Source organism: Actinacidiphila sp. DG2A-62, from assembly GCF_035825295.1.
Taxonomy (GTDB): Bacteria; Actinomycetota; Actinomycetes; order Streptomycetales; family Streptomycetaceae; genus Actinacidiphila.
The window spans coordinates 4,464,690-4,480,303 of sequence record NZ_JAYMGI010000002.1 but is presented as its reverse complement, the minus strand read 5'-3'; the positions used below and the strand labels follow the sequence as shown (position 1 = coordinate 4,480,303).

General features: G+C 74.0%; 14 protein-coding genes. 3 read left to right on the top strand and 11 right to left on the bottom strand.

What is annotated here, in order from left to right:
• Positions 1–12 precede the first annotated feature (12 nt).
• From VSR01_RS37870 to VSR01_RS19990, 5 genes are all read right to left on the bottom strand, one after another.
• Positions 13–741, bottom strand: coding sequence for a class E sortase (locus VSR01_RS37870; RefSeq protein ID WP_442785498.1), 729 nt, complete (start codon positions 739–741; stop codon positions 13–15).
• Entirely contained in the window at positions 738–1,595 is an 858-nt protein-coding gene (locus tag VSR01_RS37865; RefSeq protein ID WP_442785497.1) for a hypothetical protein, read from the bottom strand. The genes VSR01_RS37870 and VSR01_RS37865 overlap by 4 nt, the downstream gene beginning before the upstream one ends.
• A complete protein-coding gene (locus VSR01_RS20000; protein WP_326450555.1) occupies positions 1,592–2,248 on the bottom strand; it encodes an aminodeoxychorismate/anthranilate synthase component II in 657 nt (218 codons plus the stop codon). Before VSR01_RS20000 ends, VSR01_RS37865 begins: the two co-directional genes overlap by 4 nt.
• Positions 2,245–2,448 (bottom strand): hypothetical protein, encoded by a 204-nt coding sequence (locus tag VSR01_RS19995; RefSeq protein WP_326450554.1) that lies wholly within the window; start codon positions 2,446–2,448, stop codon positions 2,245–2,247. The genes VSR01_RS20000 and VSR01_RS19995 overlap by 4 nt, the downstream gene beginning before the upstream one ends.
• A gap of 102 nt (positions 2,449–2,550) precedes the next feature.
• Positions 2,551–3,264 (bottom strand): DUF881 domain-containing protein, encoded by a 714-nt coding sequence (locus VSR01_RS19990; RefSeq protein ID WP_442785496.1) that lies wholly within the window; start codon positions 3,262–3,264, stop codon positions 2,551–2,553.
• A gap of 163 nt (positions 3,265–3,427) precedes the next feature.
• On the opposite strand from VSR01_RS19990, the gene crgA reads away from it, so the two are divergent.
• Positions 3,428–3,682 carry a cell division protein CrgA gene (crgA, locus tag VSR01_RS19985; protein ID WP_326450553.1) on the top strand — a complete coding sequence of 85 codons (255 nt, stop codon included), beginning with the start codon at positions 3,428–3,430 and terminating at the stop codon, positions 3,680–3,682.
• A gap of 306 nt (positions 3,683–3,988) precedes the next feature.
• On the opposite strand, the gene VSR01_RS19980 is transcribed toward crgA, so the two are convergent.
• Positions 3,989–4,849: a rhomboid family intramembrane serine protease gene (locus tag VSR01_RS19980; protein WP_326450552.1), complete on the bottom strand. Its 861-nt coding sequence runs from the start codon at positions 4,847–4,849 to the stop codon at positions 3,989–3,991.
• A gap of 209 nt (positions 4,850–5,058) precedes the next feature.
• Positions 5,059–5,586: a peptidylprolyl isomerase gene (locus tag VSR01_RS19975; protein WP_326450551.1), complete on the bottom strand. Its 528-nt coding sequence runs from the start codon at positions 5,584–5,586 to the stop codon at positions 5,059–5,061.
• A gap of 250 nt (positions 5,587–5,836) precedes the next feature.
• Between VSR01_RS19975 and VSR01_RS19970 the strand changes: the two genes are divergently transcribed.
• On the top strand, positions 5,837–6,619 hold the full coding sequence (locus VSR01_RS19970; RefSeq protein WP_326450550.1) for a DUF5324 family protein: 783 nt from the start codon (positions 5,837–5,839) through the stop codon (positions 6,617–6,619).
• Positions 6,620–6,983: 364 nt separating this feature from the next.
• Here VSR01_RS19970 and VSR01_RS19965 read toward each other — a convergent pair whose 3' ends face one another.
• A complete protein-coding gene (locus VSR01_RS19965) occupies positions 6,984–8,654 on the bottom strand; it encodes an MFS transporter (RefSeq protein ID WP_326450549.1) in 1,671 nt (556 codons plus the stop codon).
• 200 nt (positions 8,655–8,854) lie between these two features.
• Positions 8,855–12,526, bottom strand: a complete 3,672-nt coding sequence (locus tag VSR01_RS19960; protein ID WP_326453725.1) for an AfsR/SARP family transcriptional regulator — start codon at positions 12,524–12,526, stop codon at positions 8,855–8,857.
• Positions 12,527–12,662: 136 nt separating this feature from the next.
• On the opposite strand from VSR01_RS19960, the gene VSR01_RS19955 reads away from it, so the two are divergent.
• Positions 12,663–13,388 carry a hypothetical protein gene (locus VSR01_RS19955; RefSeq protein WP_326450548.1) on the top strand — a complete coding sequence of 242 codons (726 nt, stop codon included), beginning with the start codon at positions 12,663–12,665 and terminating at the stop codon, positions 13,386–13,388.
• A gap of 18 nt (positions 13,389–13,406) precedes the next feature.
• Here the strand turns inward: VSR01_RS19955 and VSR01_RS19950 are convergent, their stop codons facing one another.
• Positions 13,407–14,024, bottom strand: coding sequence for a hypothetical protein (locus VSR01_RS19950; protein ID WP_326450547.1), 618 nt, complete (start codon positions 14,022–14,024; stop codon positions 13,407–13,409).
• Positions 14,021–15,436, bottom strand: a complete 1,416-nt coding sequence (locus VSR01_RS19945; RefSeq protein WP_326450546.1) for a WXG100 family type VII secretion target — start codon at positions 15,434–15,436, stop codon at positions 14,021–14,023. The genes VSR01_RS19950 and VSR01_RS19945 overlap by 4 nt, the downstream gene beginning before the upstream one ends.
• Between the last annotated feature and the right edge of the window lie 178 nt (positions 15,437–15,614).

The window sequence follows — 15,614 nt, the reverse complement described above, 5'->3', positions numbered from 1 at the left end:
CGCGCCGTGCCGTCAGCCCTGCAGGAGCGCGTCCGGCTTGCCGGCGCTGCGGGGGCGTTCCTCGACAAGTTTGCCCCACACGATCAGCCGGTTGGTGCTCGTGAACTCGGGGGTGCAGGTGGTGAGGGTGATGTAGCGGCCGGGGGCGGTGAAGCCGGAGCCGGCCGGCACGGGCTTGAGCACGCCGATGTTGCTCGGCGGCGTGGAGGCCAGGGAACTGGTCACCTGGTACGTGTAGTACGCGTTCGCCGTCTCGACCACGACCTTGTCGCCCGGCACCAGGTGGTTGATGTACCGGAACGGCTCGCCGTGGGTGTTGCGGTGCGCGGCGACCGCGAAGTTGCCGGTCTTGTCCCACGGCATCGCGGTGTTCAGCGAGCCGTCGTAGTGCCCGACCATGCCCTTGTCGAGCACCTTGTGCTTGTCCACGCCCTGCGCGATGGGCGCCTTGACGTCCAGCTTCGGGATGTACATGATCGCGAAGCCCTCGCCGGGCGAGAAGGTGCCGGGGTTGCGGTCCGGGCCCTGCGCGGTGCCCTTCGCCCACTGGTGTTCGAGGTTGTTGGACGCGCTCGCGGCCTGCTGGTGGGCGCGGACGTTGGTCCACCACAGCTGGTAGGTGACGAAGAGCAGCATCAGCACGCCGGTGGTGATGAACAGTTCGCCGACGATACGGCTGATGACCACCGCGGGGCTGTCCTTGGCGGCTTTGGCGGCCTTCCTGGCCTCGACGCGGCTCATCGGGGAGCGGGCGGGGCGCTCTCCGAGGCGGCGGAGGCGGCGCCGGGCGCTCCCGCTGCTCCTGCCGCGGGCCCGCGGCCCTTCGCGCGGTGGCCGCCGCGGGCCGCGGCCTTGCGCCGGGCGGCCCTGCCGCCGTCCGCGGGCGGCGCGAGCAGCGGCGCGGTCGCGGACTCGGCCGGCAGCGCCGCGTCGACGACGGGAAGCTGCGCGGTCGCGGCGATGTCGTCGTCACCGCCGCCCCCGGCTCCCGCTCCGGCGTCCGGCGCGGCTACGGGTTCGGGCGCACCGGCCGGCTCCGGCGCGCGGACCGGCGCGGGCGCCGGTACGGGCTCAGGCGGCCGTACGGGCCCGGGAGCGGCCGGAGCCACGGGCGGCACGGGACCGGCGTCGGGAGGACGTATGGCGTGCGAGGCGGGCCGCTGCGGTCCCCGGGGCTCGCGGTCCGCGGGCGCCCGGAACCACGGCGAGGCGGGCTCGGCGGGGGCCTCCGGCGTCACCGGCGGCGCGGGCGCGGCGTGCCGCGCGGTCGACCGCGGCGCGGCAGCGCTCGGCGCGGGCGGCGGTGCGGCGGCGCTGGACGGCGCGGCCGGAGCGGCATGCGTGGCGCGCGTCGGCGACACGGGCGGCGTCGAGGCGTTCAGCGGGCCCGGCGCGGTGGCGCTCGGGGCCCCCGTGGCGTTCGGCGGGGCGGCGGGGGGTGTCGGCTCCTCCGGGTGGTCGGGGACGACCGGGGGGCGCGACGGGAGGGGGTCGTTCAGCGGGTCGGCCAGCTGGCCGACGACCACCTCGAACTGCCCGGTGTCCTCGTAGGACATCGGGCCGTCGGCGGGACGCTCCGGTCGGAGCGTGGTCACGCCCCGGCCCTCCCGGCCGGGCCGCCCGCACCGACCACGGGGGCGAGGCCGCGGGAGCGTTCCACCGCTGCCGGATCGCCGCACTCGCCCAGCCAGTTGGCGAGCATCAGGTGTCCCCACTCGGTGAGCACCGACTCGGGGTGGAACTGCACACCCTCGACGGCGGCGTCGCGGTGCCGCAGCCCCATGATGATCCCGTTCTCCGTCCAGGCGGTGACCCGCAACTCCTCGGGCAGCGTGGCGCGGTCCACCGCGAGCGAGTGGTAGCGCGTCGCGGTGAACGGGCTGGGCAGCCCGGCGAAGACGCCGACGCCCTCGTGCGTCACCGCGGACGTCTTGCCGTGCAGCAGCTCGGGGGCGCGGTCGACGACGCCGCCGTAGGCCACCGCGATCGACTGCACGCCCAGACAGACGCCGAACACCGGCACTCCGGTTTCCGCGCAGTGCCGGACCATGTCCACGCACACCCCCGCCTCTTCCGGTGTGCCGGGGCCGGGCGACAGCAGCACGCCGTCGAAGCCCTCGTCGGCGTGGGCGAGGGAGACCTCGTCGTTGCGCAGCACCTCGCACTGCGCGCCGAGCTGGTAGAGGTACTGGACCAGGTTGAAGACGAAGCTGTCGTAGTTGTCCACCACGAGGATGCGAGCGCTCATCGGAGGGCGGTCACCCCGTGCGTGACGGCGTGCAGGCCGTTGTTGTTGTCCACCGTCACATCGTTGAACGGAAGCAGCGGTTCCGCCCACGGGAAGACGACCTGGAAGAGCAGGTACACGATGGCGAGGACCAGCACGAGCGAGATGAACGCCCTCACCCAGGCGTTACCCGGCAGATGCCGCCAGATCCAGCCGTACATGTGCTGCTGCCTTCCTCGTGGGTCCCCGGAACAGAGTAGAGGCTGATCGGCTCGGAGGGAGGCCCGCCAGGACAAAGCATTGGCATGGGTTGGGGCGCCCTTTCACTGCTGGTCCACAGGCTTCGCGTAGGTCAGGTTCACCGACCCCGAGTAGCCCGGCAGGGTGACCTTGCCCGGTGCGGAGACCTTCCAGCCGAGTCCGTACGCCTGGACGTACTGGAGGTAGTTCTGGATCGCGGGGCTGCGGGCGATCGCCTTGCGCAGCGCGTCCTGGTCCCCCACGGCGGTGATCCGGTAGGGCGGCGAGTAGACGCGGCCCTGGAGGATCAGGGTGTTGCCGACGCAGCGGACCGCGCTGGTGGAGATCAGCCGCTGGTCCATGACGCGGATGCCGTCGGCGCCGCCCTGCCACAGCGCGTTGACCACGGCTTGCAGGTCCTGCTGGTGGATGACCAGGTCGTTCGGCTGCGGGTCGGGGACGCCGGGCTCCAGCGGCACCGCGTTCGGCGGGGCGTCGTCGAGGGTGACCTCCAGCCCCGGGCCGGTCAGCGGCGCGGTGCCGGCCGCCGTGTCCAGCGCGGCCAGCCGGGCCCGCTCGGCGGGGCTCAGCCCGCTGCCGCGGCCGGCCAGCTCGTCGACCTCCCGCCGCTCGGCCGCGACCTGGGCGTCCAGCTCGGCGTTGCGGTTGTTCTTGGCCCGCACGTTGTCCGAGAGCTTGGGCAGCGGGTCGTCACTGCGGATGTCGACGCCCTTGGCGGTGTCGAAACTCGTCCAGAAGATGAGCCCGGCCAGCGCGAAGACTCCCGCACTGAGCACTCGCAGGACTACCGTGCGATGAACAGAACGGGAGGAAGAAGGGGTGGGGGAGGTGCCACCGGTTCCGGTCACCAAATACCCTGTCTCCTTGACAGCCCGAGTAGCCCCTACGCTAACCGACGCCCGGAAGCGGTAGTAGCGCGCATCGACAGGAGAACCCCTCGTGCCGAAGTCACGGATTCGCAAGAAGGCGGACTTCACCCCGCCCCCGGCGAAGAACGCCACCGCCATAAAGCTGGGCAACCGCAGCTGGGTGGCGCCCCTGATGCTGGCGTTCTTCATCGTCGGTCTGGCCTGGATCGTGCTGTTCTACGTGACCCAGGGCAGCCTGCCGGTGGACCCGCTCGGCAACTGGAACATCGTCATCGGCTTCGGCTTCATCGCGGGCGGGTTCGTCGTCTCGACCCAGTGGAAGTAGCACTCCACACGCCGGTCCACAGCGTTGTCCACCGACCTGTCCACAGGGTTATCCACAGGGGTATCCACAGTGGGGAAAAGGTCGGAAGATCTGTGGATAACCTCTACGAGGTTGACGCCGGTACGACCGGTGGCCCACCCGCGGCCACCGGTCTTTTCGTTGCCCTTGCTGTGATCTTGCAGGACAAACCCGGACCGGTGACCCTCCGCACAGCCGTTCCCACCTGCTGTGCACAACAGGACGGTCGGGACCGTCACGCTGTGGATAACGTGTGATCAACGCCAGGGGCACGGGGGCGCGACGGGTTCAGGGAGTGACCTGTGCCACAGCGATGCCGGCGACGGCCAGCGACAGCACCAGGACCCCCGCGCACGTCCCCCACTGGATCAGCGTGCGGCGCTCGCGCGGCGCGTAGAGGATGCCTATCGCCACCAGGGTCCCGGAGACGAGGCCGCCGAGGTGGCCCTCCCAGCTGACGTTCGGCCAGGTGAAGCTGAAGAAGATGTTCAGCGCCAGCAGGATCATCACCGGGCGCATGTCGTAGTTCATCCGCCGCATGTAGACGGCGGTCGCGCCGAAGAGGCCGAAGATCGCGCCCGAGGCGCCGAGGGTGAGTCCGTCCGCGGACAGCAGCAGCGCCACCGCGCTGCCGCCGATCGCCGACACGACGTACAGCGCCAGGTAGCGGGAGCGGCCCAGCCGCTGCTCCAGCGGCGCGCCGATCCACCACAGCGACAGCATGTTGAAGCCGATGTGCCAGTACTCCCAGTGCAGGAACGCCGAGGTGAGCAGGCGGTACCACTGGTCGGCGCCCTGCGCGACGCCGAAGCACCGCTGCTGCCCCTCGAAATCGCGCCCGCAGATCGCGTACAGCCCCAGATCGTCCACCAGCCGGTAGCCGACCGTCCTGACCAGGATGAACACCGCGATGTTCAGCCCGATGAGGATCTTGGTGACCAGGAAGGGGTCGGCGGCGACGGTGCCGCCCGCGATGGTGCGCGGCTGCACATGGCCGCTGTGCTGTGCGGTGACGCACTCGCGGCACTGGAAGCCCACCGAGGCGTTGACCATGCAGTCCGGGCAGATCGGTCGGTTGCAGCGGGTGCAGCGGATGCCCGTCTCCCGGTCCGGGTGCCGGTAGCAGGTGACCGCCTGCTGCTGATCCATCGAAGCCCTCTCCCTGACGACGCCCGCGACCTGTGCGCCGGCTGTACGGTTTCCGCCCCGACCGTCATACGTCCGGGCGGGGCGGGGTGTTCCCGTCGGGCGGGCCGGCGCGGCCCGCAGGCTCTCCAGCGCTTGTCAGCGTCCTTCGGCGCTTCCCGGTCCTTCGGCCCTTCCCGGTACTCCGGCGCTCCAGCGCTTGTCAGCGCCTCTCAGCGCTTTTCGATGACGACCGTCTCGATCACCACGTCGTCCAGCGGGCGGTCGGTGCGCGGGTTGGTCGGCGTGCCGATGACCGCGTCCACCACCTTCTTGCTGGCGTCGTCGGCGACCTCGCCGAAGATGGTGTGCTTGCGGGTCAGCCAGGTGGTCGGGGCGACGGTGATGAAGAACTGCGAGCCGTTGGTGCCCGGGCCGGCGTTGGCCATCGCCAGCAGGTAGGGGCGGTCGAAGGCCAGGTCGGGGTGGAACTCGTCGGCGAACTCGTAGCCGGGGCCGCCGGTGCCGTTCCCGAGCGGGTCGCCGCCCTGGATCATGAAGCCGGAGATCACCCGGTGGAACACCGTGCCGTCGTAGAGCCGCGCGGTCGTCGGGCTGCCGGTGCGCGGGTCGGTCCACTCACGGGTGCCCTCGGCGAGCCCGACGAAGTTCGCCACGGTCTTCGGGGCGTGGTTCGGCAGCAGCCGCACCACGATGTCACCGCGGTTGGTCTTCAGGGTCGCGTAGAGCTGCTCGGCCACGATCTGCCTTCCCTCGCACCGGTGAGGTCCGCCTCGGCCTCGTCGGAAGTTGCTGAGGACAAATCCTCGCACGCCGCGTCGTGCCGCCGCCGCCTTCCCCCGAACTGCTCCCGAACCGCGTGCGGGGACGCGGGCCGGCCGGGGCGCTGACCCGGATGCCCCGCCGCGCATGCCGTGGCTCCCGCTGCCGGGCATGATGTCGAACCGGGTGGAAAGGCGAAAACCGTACGCCACCGAGGAGGAGGTTCCTGTGACCCGCATCGACAGCGTGCGCCACGCGGCCGACGTGACGAAGGACAGCGTGCGGCACGCCGCGGAGGTGGCGGCCCCGTACGCGAGCACGGCCAAGGAGAGCGCCGTGCAGTACGGCCGCCAGGCCGGTACGTACGGCAGGCAGGCCGGCGCACTCGCCAAGGAGAAGTACGACGCGCGGCTGGCCCCCAGGGTCGGTCAGGCGCGCGAGCAGGTGTGGGCGGCGGTGCCGCCCAAGGCGGCCGACGCGGTGGAGACCGCCGCCCGCCGTACGAAGGAGGGCGCGCGGACCGCGGCCGACTTCACCGCGCCCAAGGTCGGCGCCGCCGTGGCCTCCACGATGGCGGTCGCGGTCCCGGCCAAGGACGAGATCGCGGTGCGCGGCGCGGCCGCGATCCAGGCGCTGCGCGGCCGGGTGACCGCCGCGGAGATCGAGCGACTGGTCCGGCAGCGGGCCAGGCGCCGGCAGGCCGGCCGGGTGCTGCGGACCCTGGTGGTCGCGGGGCTCGCCGGCGGCGCGGTGTTCGCCGCGTACAAGTGGTGGAGCAAGCAGACCAGCCCCGACTGGCTGGTGGAGCCCGCGGAGGCCACCGAGGTCGACGACCGGGTGGGCCCGGGCAGCACGCTGACGGTCGTGGACCCGCTGGACGAGGGCTCCGCCTCGCTCAACGGCTCCGGTCCGAAGGTGGACCGCGTGGACGGCTCGGTCGGCGGGGACCTGGACCCCGAGGTCGAGGCGAAGCAGGCGGACGCGGACCGGCGGGACGACGAGGACCGCTGACGCGGCGGCGTCGCGGCCGCACGCGCGGCGGGCGCCGTTGACCCGGCGGGGCGTCGCCCACGCGGCGGGGCGTCCCTACGCGGCGGGGCGTCGGCGCGGGCGTCGGCGTCGCTCCGAAGGCGGGTCACCCGGGCATTCCCCGGATGACCCGCCCGGCGTGCGCGCGGCGTGCGGGCAGCGTGCGGGCCGCGGACCGGCGCGGGTGTCGCGCGGGGCGAGCGGGCGCGTGGCGCGCCCGGACCGGACCCGCGGCGTCGCGCGTTCTGCCGGACGCACCGGACGCACCGGACGCACCGGACGCACCGGACGCACAGGGACGCATGAGGGCGCGCGCGGACGCGCGGACGCGCCGGCGACGGCCCGGTCACGGCGCCGACACCGGTGCCGCGGCCGGCCGCGGCACCGGGTCCGCGTCGCCGGGCAGCTCCGCCGGGACGTTCCGCAGCGTCCACAGAGCGACGGCGGCGCCGGCCAGCATGACCGCGGCGGCGATCAGCGTGGTGACGTGGAAGCTGTGCAGGTACGCCTCGCGGGACGCGTCCGCGATCCGGCGGCCCAGCGGGCCGCCCACCCGGCCGGCCGTGTCGACGCCGCCGGCCACCGACTCGCGTGCCACGGACGCCTGAGCGCCGGTCAGCCCTCGCGGCAGGGAGACGGCGCCGCGGTAGACCGCGGTCAGCACCGACCCCAGGATCGCGATGCCGAGCGCGCCGCCCAGCTCCATCGACGTCTCGGAGATCGCCGCGGCCGAGCCCGTGCGGTCCCGCGGCGCGCTCGCCAGGATCGTGTCGGACGTGACCGCGAAGGTGAAGATGATCCCGACGCCGTTGACCACCAGGACCGGCAGCATCCTCCAGTACGCGGTGTGCGCGGTCAGCATCCCGATGCCCGCGGTGCTGACCGCCATCAGCAGCAGCCCGAGCGCGACGGTGCGGGCGCGCCCGATCCGCGGGACGAGCAGGGTGGCCAGCGGCGCCGCGAACGCCGCGGACAGCGGTCCCGGCAGCAGCGCCAGGCCGGCGGTGAGCGGCGACCAGCCGCGGACCACCTGGAAGTACAGCGAGCAGGCCAGCGACAGGGTGGTGGACGCGAGCATCGTGACGACGTTCGCGCCGATCGTCCCGGAGAACGCCTCGTTGCGGAACAGCCGCAGCTCCAGCAGCGGCGCGGCCAGCCGGCCCTGGCGGCGCAGGAAGGCGGCGAGGGCGAGCGCGCCGACCGCCGCGGCGATCCACACCGCGGGCTCGTCGACGCCGTCGCGGGCCGCGGTCTTGATCGCGTAGATGACGCCGAACATGCCCGTGATCGACAGCGGCACGCTCGCCCAGTCCAGCGGCCTGGGGTGCGCGCTGCGCGACTCCGGCAGCACCAGCGCGCCCGCGACCAGGATCGCCGCCATCAGCGGCACGTTGATCAGGAACACCGAGCCCCACCAGAAGTGGTCGAGCAGCAGCCCGCCGACGACTGGGCCGAGCGCGAAACTGGCCGCCGCGACGCCGCCGCTGACGCCGATCGCGGTGGTCCGCTCCCTGGGATCGGTGAAGGCGGTCCGGACCAGCGAGAGCGTGGACGGCATGATCGTGGCGCCCGCGAGGCCGAGCAGCGCCCGTGCGGCGATGAGCAGTTCGGGGCTGGGCGCGTAGGCGGTCAGCGCGGAGGCCGCGCCGAATCCGCCGACGCCGGTCAGCAGCAGCTTCTTGCCGCCGATCCGGTCCCCCAGGGCGCCGGCGACGATCAGCAGGCCGCCGAGCACGAAGCCGTAGACGTCGACGATCCACAGCAGCTGGGTGGAGGAGGGGTTCAACTGCCGGGACAGGGAGGGGACGGCGTACGTCAGCACGCTGTTGTCGATGCCGAGCAGCGCGGCGGCGACGCAGGAGACGGCCAGGACGGCCCACCGGCGCGGGTCGCCTCCGGCGGCGGTGGCCGCGCCGGTGCGCGGGGAGGTCCGCGGCGCCTGCCCGGTCGCGGGGGTCTGCCGGGTGGTCGCGGAATCCTGCCCGGTGGTCGATGGGTGCGGGGTCTTCGGTGTCATGCCCAGGAGGGTGCGGGTCCGCGCTGACCGCGCCCTGACCGCACGCGCACCGCGCCCGCACCGCGCGTGCGATGGGGGTGCGTGGGCGGGCGTGGGCGCGTGCGTGTGGGCGGGCGGTGCGCATGCGCTGGGCTTGCGCTCGGGTGTCCGCGCTGCGCGGGGCGCTGTGCCGGGGCCGGTGAGGCGACCGCCCGCTCCGGTCAGGCGGCCGGGGACGTGAGGTAGGCGGTCACCGCGGCGAGGGCGGTGTCGCGGTCGGCGGAGGCGGCAGCGGTCCTGGCGGCGTCGTAGGGCTCGTCGCCCAGCGCGGCGCGGGCGGCTGCCGCGGCGGCGTCCGCGTCGGCGGCCGGCGGGCTGCCGCGCAGCGCCTCGGCGGCGCCGAGCAGCGCGGCGGCCTGCCGCGGGTCGGCTCGCAGGAGGGCGAGTCCGGCGGCGGCCTCGCAGGCCGAGGCCCCGGACCGCGGGAAGCGCAGGCCCGCGGGGTCGCCCGCCACGGCCTGCGCCAGCCCCGTACGGGCCCGGTCCGCGTCCCCCTCCGCGATCGCGATCTTGGCCATCGCGATCAGCACCGCGGTCCTGATGCCGGCGCCGGAGAACCAGCCGGCCGGGCACTCGGCGAGCGCCTGCTCGCACAGCGCCTGCGCGGCGGCGAGTTCGCCGCGCAGCCGGGCCGTCTCGGCCAGGCCGAGGTGCGCCAGCGCCAGCGTGTCCGCGGCGCCGGCCCGCCGGGACAGCTCGACGGCCCGCTCGCAGGCCGCGGCGGCCCCGGCGTGGTCGCCCGCGCGCAGCGCGTAGGAGGCGCGGCTGCAGAGCAGTTCGGCGATGTCGACCGCGGAGTCCAGCTCCTCGGCGAGCCCCAGCGCCTCGCCGAGCAGGCCGGTGGCCGTGGCGGGCTCGCCGCGGTGGTCGGCGAGGTCGGCCAGCACGCCGAGGGAGGTGATCATGCCCCAGCGGTCGCCGACCGCGCGGAAACCGTCCAGGCAGGCCCGCCAGTGCCGCTCGGCGCGCGCGGCGTCCCCCGCGACCAACCATGCCTGGAAGCCCGAGCCGAGGTGGCCGAGCGCGCGGTACCAGGGGTCGTCGCGCTCGGCGAGGAACTCCTCCAGGACCTCCAGCGTGTCCACGTCGCCCTCCGGCACCCCCGCGAACGGCGCCCACAGCAGCGTGAGCGCCGGGAAGCGGCTCGACACCCGGTTCATGGCGTCCACCAGCCGGGTCGCGACGGCCACGTGGTCGTCGAAGCCCTCGGTGCCCGAGCGCGTGCCGACCACGGCCAGCACGCTCAGGACGTACTCCTCCTCCATGCCGCGCGGCGGGTTCGGCCCGAGCGCGGCGAGCACCCTGCGGGCTGCTCCCGCTCCCTCGTACCGCACGCCGCGCAGCAGCCAGTACGAGGACAGCGCGGCGATCAGCCGCATCGCGGTGCGGACGTCGCCCGCGTCGAGGCTGCGGTGCAGCGCCGCCTGGAGGTTGTCGCGGTCGTCGGAGAGCAGCCGCAGCCAGTCCAACTGCTCGGCCCGGCGCAGGTGCGGGTCGGCGTCGAGCGCGACGCCCAGGAAGTACGCGGTGTGGGCGCGCAGGGTGTCCGCGCTCTCCCCCGCCTCGGCGAGCCGCTCGGCGGCGTACGCGCGGATCGACTCCAGCATGCGGTAGCGGACCCCACCGGCGCCGGCGGGTTGGTGGGCCACGACGAGGGATTTCTCGACCAGGGCGGCGAGCAGGTCGAGGACGTCGTCGGGCGCGATGCGCGGGCGGGCGGGGTCGGGGGTGCGGAGGTCGGCGGAACCGGCGGGGTCGGCGGAACCGGCGGAGCCGGCGGGGTCGGCGGGGTCGGCGCAGACCGCCTCCGCGGCCTCCAGGGTCCAGCCGCCCGCGAAGACCGAGGCTCGGCGGAGCACCGCGCGCTCGTCCTCGGGCAGCAGGTCCCAGCTCCACTCCACGACGCCGCGCAGCGTGCGCTGGCGCGGCCGCGCGGTGCGACTGCCGCGCGACAGCAGCCGGAACAGCGCGTCGGGCCGCACGCCCAGGCTGTACGGCGCGTCGTCGGCCGGCGCCGCGACGAGCCGGTCGGCGATCTCGGTGACGGACATCGACCGCAGCCGCGCGGCGGCCAGTTCGATGGCCAGCGGCAGCCCGTCGAGCGCGGCGCACAGCCGCAGCACGGCCGCTGCCCCGGCCGGGTCGGCCGTCGGGTCGAAGCCGGGGCGGACGGCCGCGGCGCGCTCGGCGAACAGCCGCACGGCGGGGAAGGCGAGGGCGCGTTGCGGGTCCGCGCCGGGCGCGGGCACCGGCAGCGTCGGGACCGGGCACACCACCTCGCCGGCGATGCCCAGCGCCTCCCGGCTGGTGGCGAGGACGCGGGCCTGCGGCGCGGCGGCGAGCAGAGCCTCGACGAGGCGGGCGACGTCCTCGACGAGGTGTTCGCAGTTGTCGAGGACGAGGAGGGTGGGCCGGCTCTCCAGGGCCCCGGCGATCCACGCGGCGGGACCGGGGACAGGATCGGGGACCGAGGGGGAGGCGGCGGTCGTGGGGGGCGCGGTGCCGGGCCCGGGGTGGGCGTCGACGGCCGGGGCGGCGTGAGCGGACGTGCCCGGCGCGGCGTGAGCAGACGTGCCCGGCGCGGCGTGGGCGGCCGTGCCCGGCGCGGCGTGAGCGGCCGTGAGCGCGAGACCTCCGTCGCGCAGACCGAGCGCCGCGCCGATGGCCCGTGGCAGCTCCGCGCCCGCGCCGAGTCCGGACAGGTCCACGAACGTCGCGTCATACGGATGGCGGCGGGCCGCCTCGACCGCGAGCCGGGTCTTGCCGGCGCCGCCCGGCCCGGTCAGCGTGACCAGTCGGGCCCCGGCCAACTGGTCACCGACCTGTGCCAGTTCCGCGTCGCGGCAGATGAAGCTGGTGAGGGACGCGGGCAGGTCGTGCCGCGGGCCGCGGGGTGCGCCGGCGGTGGCGGCTCGGGCGCCGGTCGCGGCGGCAGACGCGGCGCCGGGCGAGAGCGTGGGCAATGTTTCACGTGAAACACTCCCTGCCGCCGACGCCGATGCGACCCCCGGCGCCGCCCCCGCCACCTGACCGGGCGCCACCGGCTTCATCGGCGCCACCGGCAGCACAGGCGTCACCGGCAGCACAGGCGTCACCGGCAGCAGCGCCGGATCACCGCGCAGCACCGCGAGGTGGACCGCCGCCAACTCCGGCCCCGGGTCGGCGCCCAGGCTCTCCGCGAGGTCGCGCCGCGCGGTCTCGTACGCCTCCAGGGCCTCGCTCTGCCGCCCGCCGCCGTAGAGCGCCCGCATCAGCTGGCCGCGCAGGCGTTCCCGCAGCGGATACGCTCCGACCAGCTCGCCCAGTTCGGCGACCAGCATCCGGTGCCGCCCCAGCGCGAGATCGGCCTCGACTCGGTCCTCGACCGCAGCCGTACGCAACTCCTCCAGCCGTACGGCCTGTGCGGCGGCGAACGGCGCGTCACCCACGTCCGCCAACGCGGGCCCGCGCCACAGCGCGAGCGCCTCCCGCAGCACCTCGGCGGCGCGTTCCGCATCCCCCGCGGCCAACGCGTCCCGCCCCTGCGCGCCCAGCCGCTGGAACCGGTGCGCGTCCACCGCCTCCGGCTCCACGGCCAGCCGGTACCCGGAGGGGTGCCCCTCCAACGGCACCGGCAGCACCTGGCGCAGCCGCGACACCTGCGACTGCACGGCGTTCCCCACGCCGGCGGGCGGCTCGTCCCCGTACAGCCCGTCGACCAGCCGCTCGGTGCCCACCACCCGTCCCGCGTCGAGCAGCAGCAACGCGAGCAGCGCCCGCCGCCGCGGCCCCCCGATCCCGACCTCGCCGCCGCCGTCACCCACGACCCGCGTCGCACCGAGAATCCCGAACATCACGCCTCAGATTCTGTCCCAGCTCGCCTCCCGGGGCCGCCCACCCGCAGCGGGGTAACCTTGCGCAAGCAGCTCGCTACAGCAATGCTCGACCGGCAGTCGACCGGCAGTCGGCCACCTGGGAGGGGACGCGGCGATGGGGCACAAGCTGGACGTGGCGCTGGAGCCGGGGGAGACACTGATCGGGAACATCGCCACGGAGTTCCCCAGCCACGATTACAAGCGGCTCATGGGATTCCGCTCTTTCCGCGATTTCCAAGGCCGCAACATCTCTGCGGAGCTACCGGGCTGGCCCCCCAGCACGAAGGCGGGCGAGCCGCCGGCGAGGACGTCGGTCAAGGGCATACTGCTCACGAGCGCGTGGTTCGGGCTGAACTCCCTCGCGATCCTCTTGAGCCTCGTGGGCCTCAGCACCGCCACGCTTCCGGCGCCGGAGGACCCCGACGAACTCAACGACTTCCCGGTCCTGCGCGCGGACCCCGGCACCTTTGCCACCGGCGCGCCCTGGCAGCTCGACCCTGGACGGAACAAGGCGCGTCCTCGCGTGATCCTGCACGTCACGAACCGACGGCTGCTCTTCACCGATCCCAAGTCGGGATCGCTGCTCTGGGAGTTCGGGCACAAGGACATCAAGGCGATGACCGCCGGGGCCGTCATGCGGGTGACTTTCGTCGACGGGTCCTGGGTCCGCATCAGGCTGGTGACGGACAAGGACGCCCTGATCCCCGAACGGGAGGAGAACTACCAGGTCGTCACGGTGAAGGGGGAGCCGAAGCGTATCCCTCTCTCCAGCGAGCCGACCTACATGTTCATCACCCTGCTCAAGGAATTCCTGGCCGAAGCACCCGCCGCTTCGGGGTGACGAACTTTCCTCGACCCGCTACGAGGCTTCGTGGAACTCCAAGCCCGTGAGCACGGACCCCATCATCACGGCGAAGTTCTCCCAGTGGTCCATGGCCGGCGTCTCCAGGGTGAGCACCGCCAGATAGGGGCCGGTCGGGAACGGCACGTAGGCCTGCAGGCGGCCCATCCGCACCGTGGCCGGCTCGCCCGTCGTGGTGTACCGGCCGTCGTACGTGACCTCGCTGATCGAGATCCCCGTCGCCGCCGGTCCGCACGGCAGGTCCACGTACTGGGCCTCGACGGTGGACGTACGGGCCAGGATCTCGCGGATGCCGTGCGCCGCGGCCTCGGCGGTGGGGTGGTTCGACGGTGCCACCGCCAGGGTCAGCGCGCACTGCGCGACCCCCTCGGCTCCGTCGCCGAAGAGTCCGATCGCGGCGAAGGTGAGGTCCGCGCCGGCCATGGCCTCGGTGGCGCTCGCGAACAAGGGCGCGACGCCCTTCCACAGGTCCGGGTCCCCTTGGGGATACACGCCTTGGACGAGTGCCGCCACGGCTTCCTCGCGCGCCTCGCCCGCCGTGTCGATGGGCAGTTCGTGGAAGCCCTCGGGGATCGAGAGCGACAAAGGAGGAATGCTCTCTGTCTCCTTGCTCACCCCGGCCCCTCCGAGACCACCCATGCCAGCGCCTTCGCCGCAGTCTTGATGTCCTGCGCAGCCTGTGGGTGCTCCTTGTCGAAGACCTTCACATCGCTCCTGATCTCCAGGGCGGCGGGAACCTTGCTGGCGACCTTGGCCGCGCCGTCGACGAGGCGGGTGGTCCGCGTCAGCGCTTCCAAAGGTTCGCGTCCCGTGACCTTGAGCACGGTGTTGACGGCTTTGGTGCCGACGAGTTGATTGTCACGCTCGAACTGGATCGCGCCCTCGATGGCGGCTCGGCCGCGGCCGACGATTCCCGTGCCCTTGAGCACGACCTTCCACTCGTCTTTCGCGGGCCCGAAGATGAGGTACTTCTTCACCTGGACGACGGACGCCGACAGCCGCCCGCCACCGGCGGCGACATCCTCCGCGATGCGCGTGGCCGAGGCAGCGTCGAGGGCTTTGCCGAGGTTCGCGATCTTCGCGCCCTTCGTGAACCCGCCGATCCCCGGCAGCACCCCCAGCACGTCGAAGCCGAGCGTCACCCAGCTCACGTCCGCGCCCGCCGCCATGGCGACCAGGTGGGTGGCCAGGGTGGCCGCGCCCGCGACCAGGGCCGCGCCGGCGAAGATCGCGCCGACCGGCTCGAAGGGGGCCGTGAAGATGGCGATGGCCGCGAGGACGCCGGTCAGCGCGCTGAGCATGTCGCCGAGCATCTTGATGAGTTCGGCGTGGTCCTCGACCCACCGCACCGCGTCGTTCCAGGCGCCTTCCACGGCGTGGGCGATGCGGTGGAACAGGCCGGGCTTGTCCGGGGCGATGTCGCCGACCTTGTCCAGGTCGTGGCTGACGGCGCCGGCCGCCCGGGCGTAGCGGTCGTGGAGTTCACGGGCCCGGCCGCGTACGGCGTCCAGGGCGTCGCCCGCGTCGGTCACCGCCCGCTCCTTCGCGGCAGCGGCCGCGGCCTCGGACCGGGCCCGCGCATCCGCACCCGAGCCCGCCGCCGGGTCCGGGCCCGGGACCGGCGACGCCTCCGGCTGCGGCTGCGGGCGCCCGGGGACGTCCGGCGGCAGCCCGGCCGCGCTCCTGGCCTGGTCCAACGCTCCCTGCTTGGCCGCGGCCTCCCGCTCCAGCGCGTCCGCCTCGGCCTGGAAGCCGGCGAGTTGCTCGGCCCAGCGGGCCAGCGCGGTCGACGCCCGGCCGAACGACGTGTGCGCCTTCCGGATCAGCGGCGCGACGTCGTGGTCGACGTGCGCGACGAACGCCTTCGCCGCCTCGCCCCTCCAGGCGCCCGTGTCCAGCCGGTCCAGCTCGTGCACCGTCGTGGTCAGGTCGCCGTGCAGGTCCCCCAGGCTGCGCGCCAGCACGCGCACCTGCTCAGGATCGCCCGGCGTCGGATCGAACCCCAGATGCGGCAACGACCGGCTCACCGCGCCCCCTCCCCCTGCCCCGCCCCACACGTACCCCCGGCCGCCGCACGTTCGACCGCCTCGAACGACCGGTGACCGACTCTATGCGCACGGTAGTCGGAGCGACAAGGCGGCCCCTGCCCCGCCCGGAGGGAACCCCTCCCGGGGACGCCCGGCCCGGAGGACGCCCGGCCCGGGG

Excerpts from the sequence above, each read along its gene's own strand:
- VSR01_RS19960 (WP_326453725.1), bottom strand. The coding sequence starts at position 12,526 with ATGTTCGGGATTCTCGGTGCGACGCGGGTCGTGGGTGACGGCGGCGGC.
- VSR01_RS19955 (WP_326450548.1), top strand. The coding sequence starts at position 12,663 with ATGGGGCACAAGCTGGACGTGGCGCTGGAGCCGGGGGAGACACTGATC.
- VSR01_RS37870 (WP_442785498.1), bottom strand. The coding sequence starts at position 741 with ATGAGCCGCGTCGAGGCCAGGAAGGCCGCCAAAGCCGCCAAGGACAGC.
- VSR01_RS19980 (WP_326450552.1), bottom strand. The coding sequence starts at position 4,849 with ATGGATCAGCAGCAGGCGGTCACCTGCTACCGGCACCCGGACCGGGAG.
- VSR01_RS19965 (WP_326450549.1), bottom strand. The coding sequence starts at position 8,654 with ATGACACCGAAGACCCCGCACCCATCGACCACCGGGCAGGATTCCGCG.
- VSR01_RS20000 (WP_326450555.1), bottom strand. The coding sequence starts at position 2,248 with ATGAGCGCTCGCATCCTCGTGGTGGACAACTACGACAGCTTCGTCTTC.
- VSR01_RS19995 (WP_326450554.1), bottom strand. The coding sequence starts at position 2,448 with ATGTACGGCTGGATCTGGCGGCATCTGCCGGGTAACGCCTGGGTGAGG.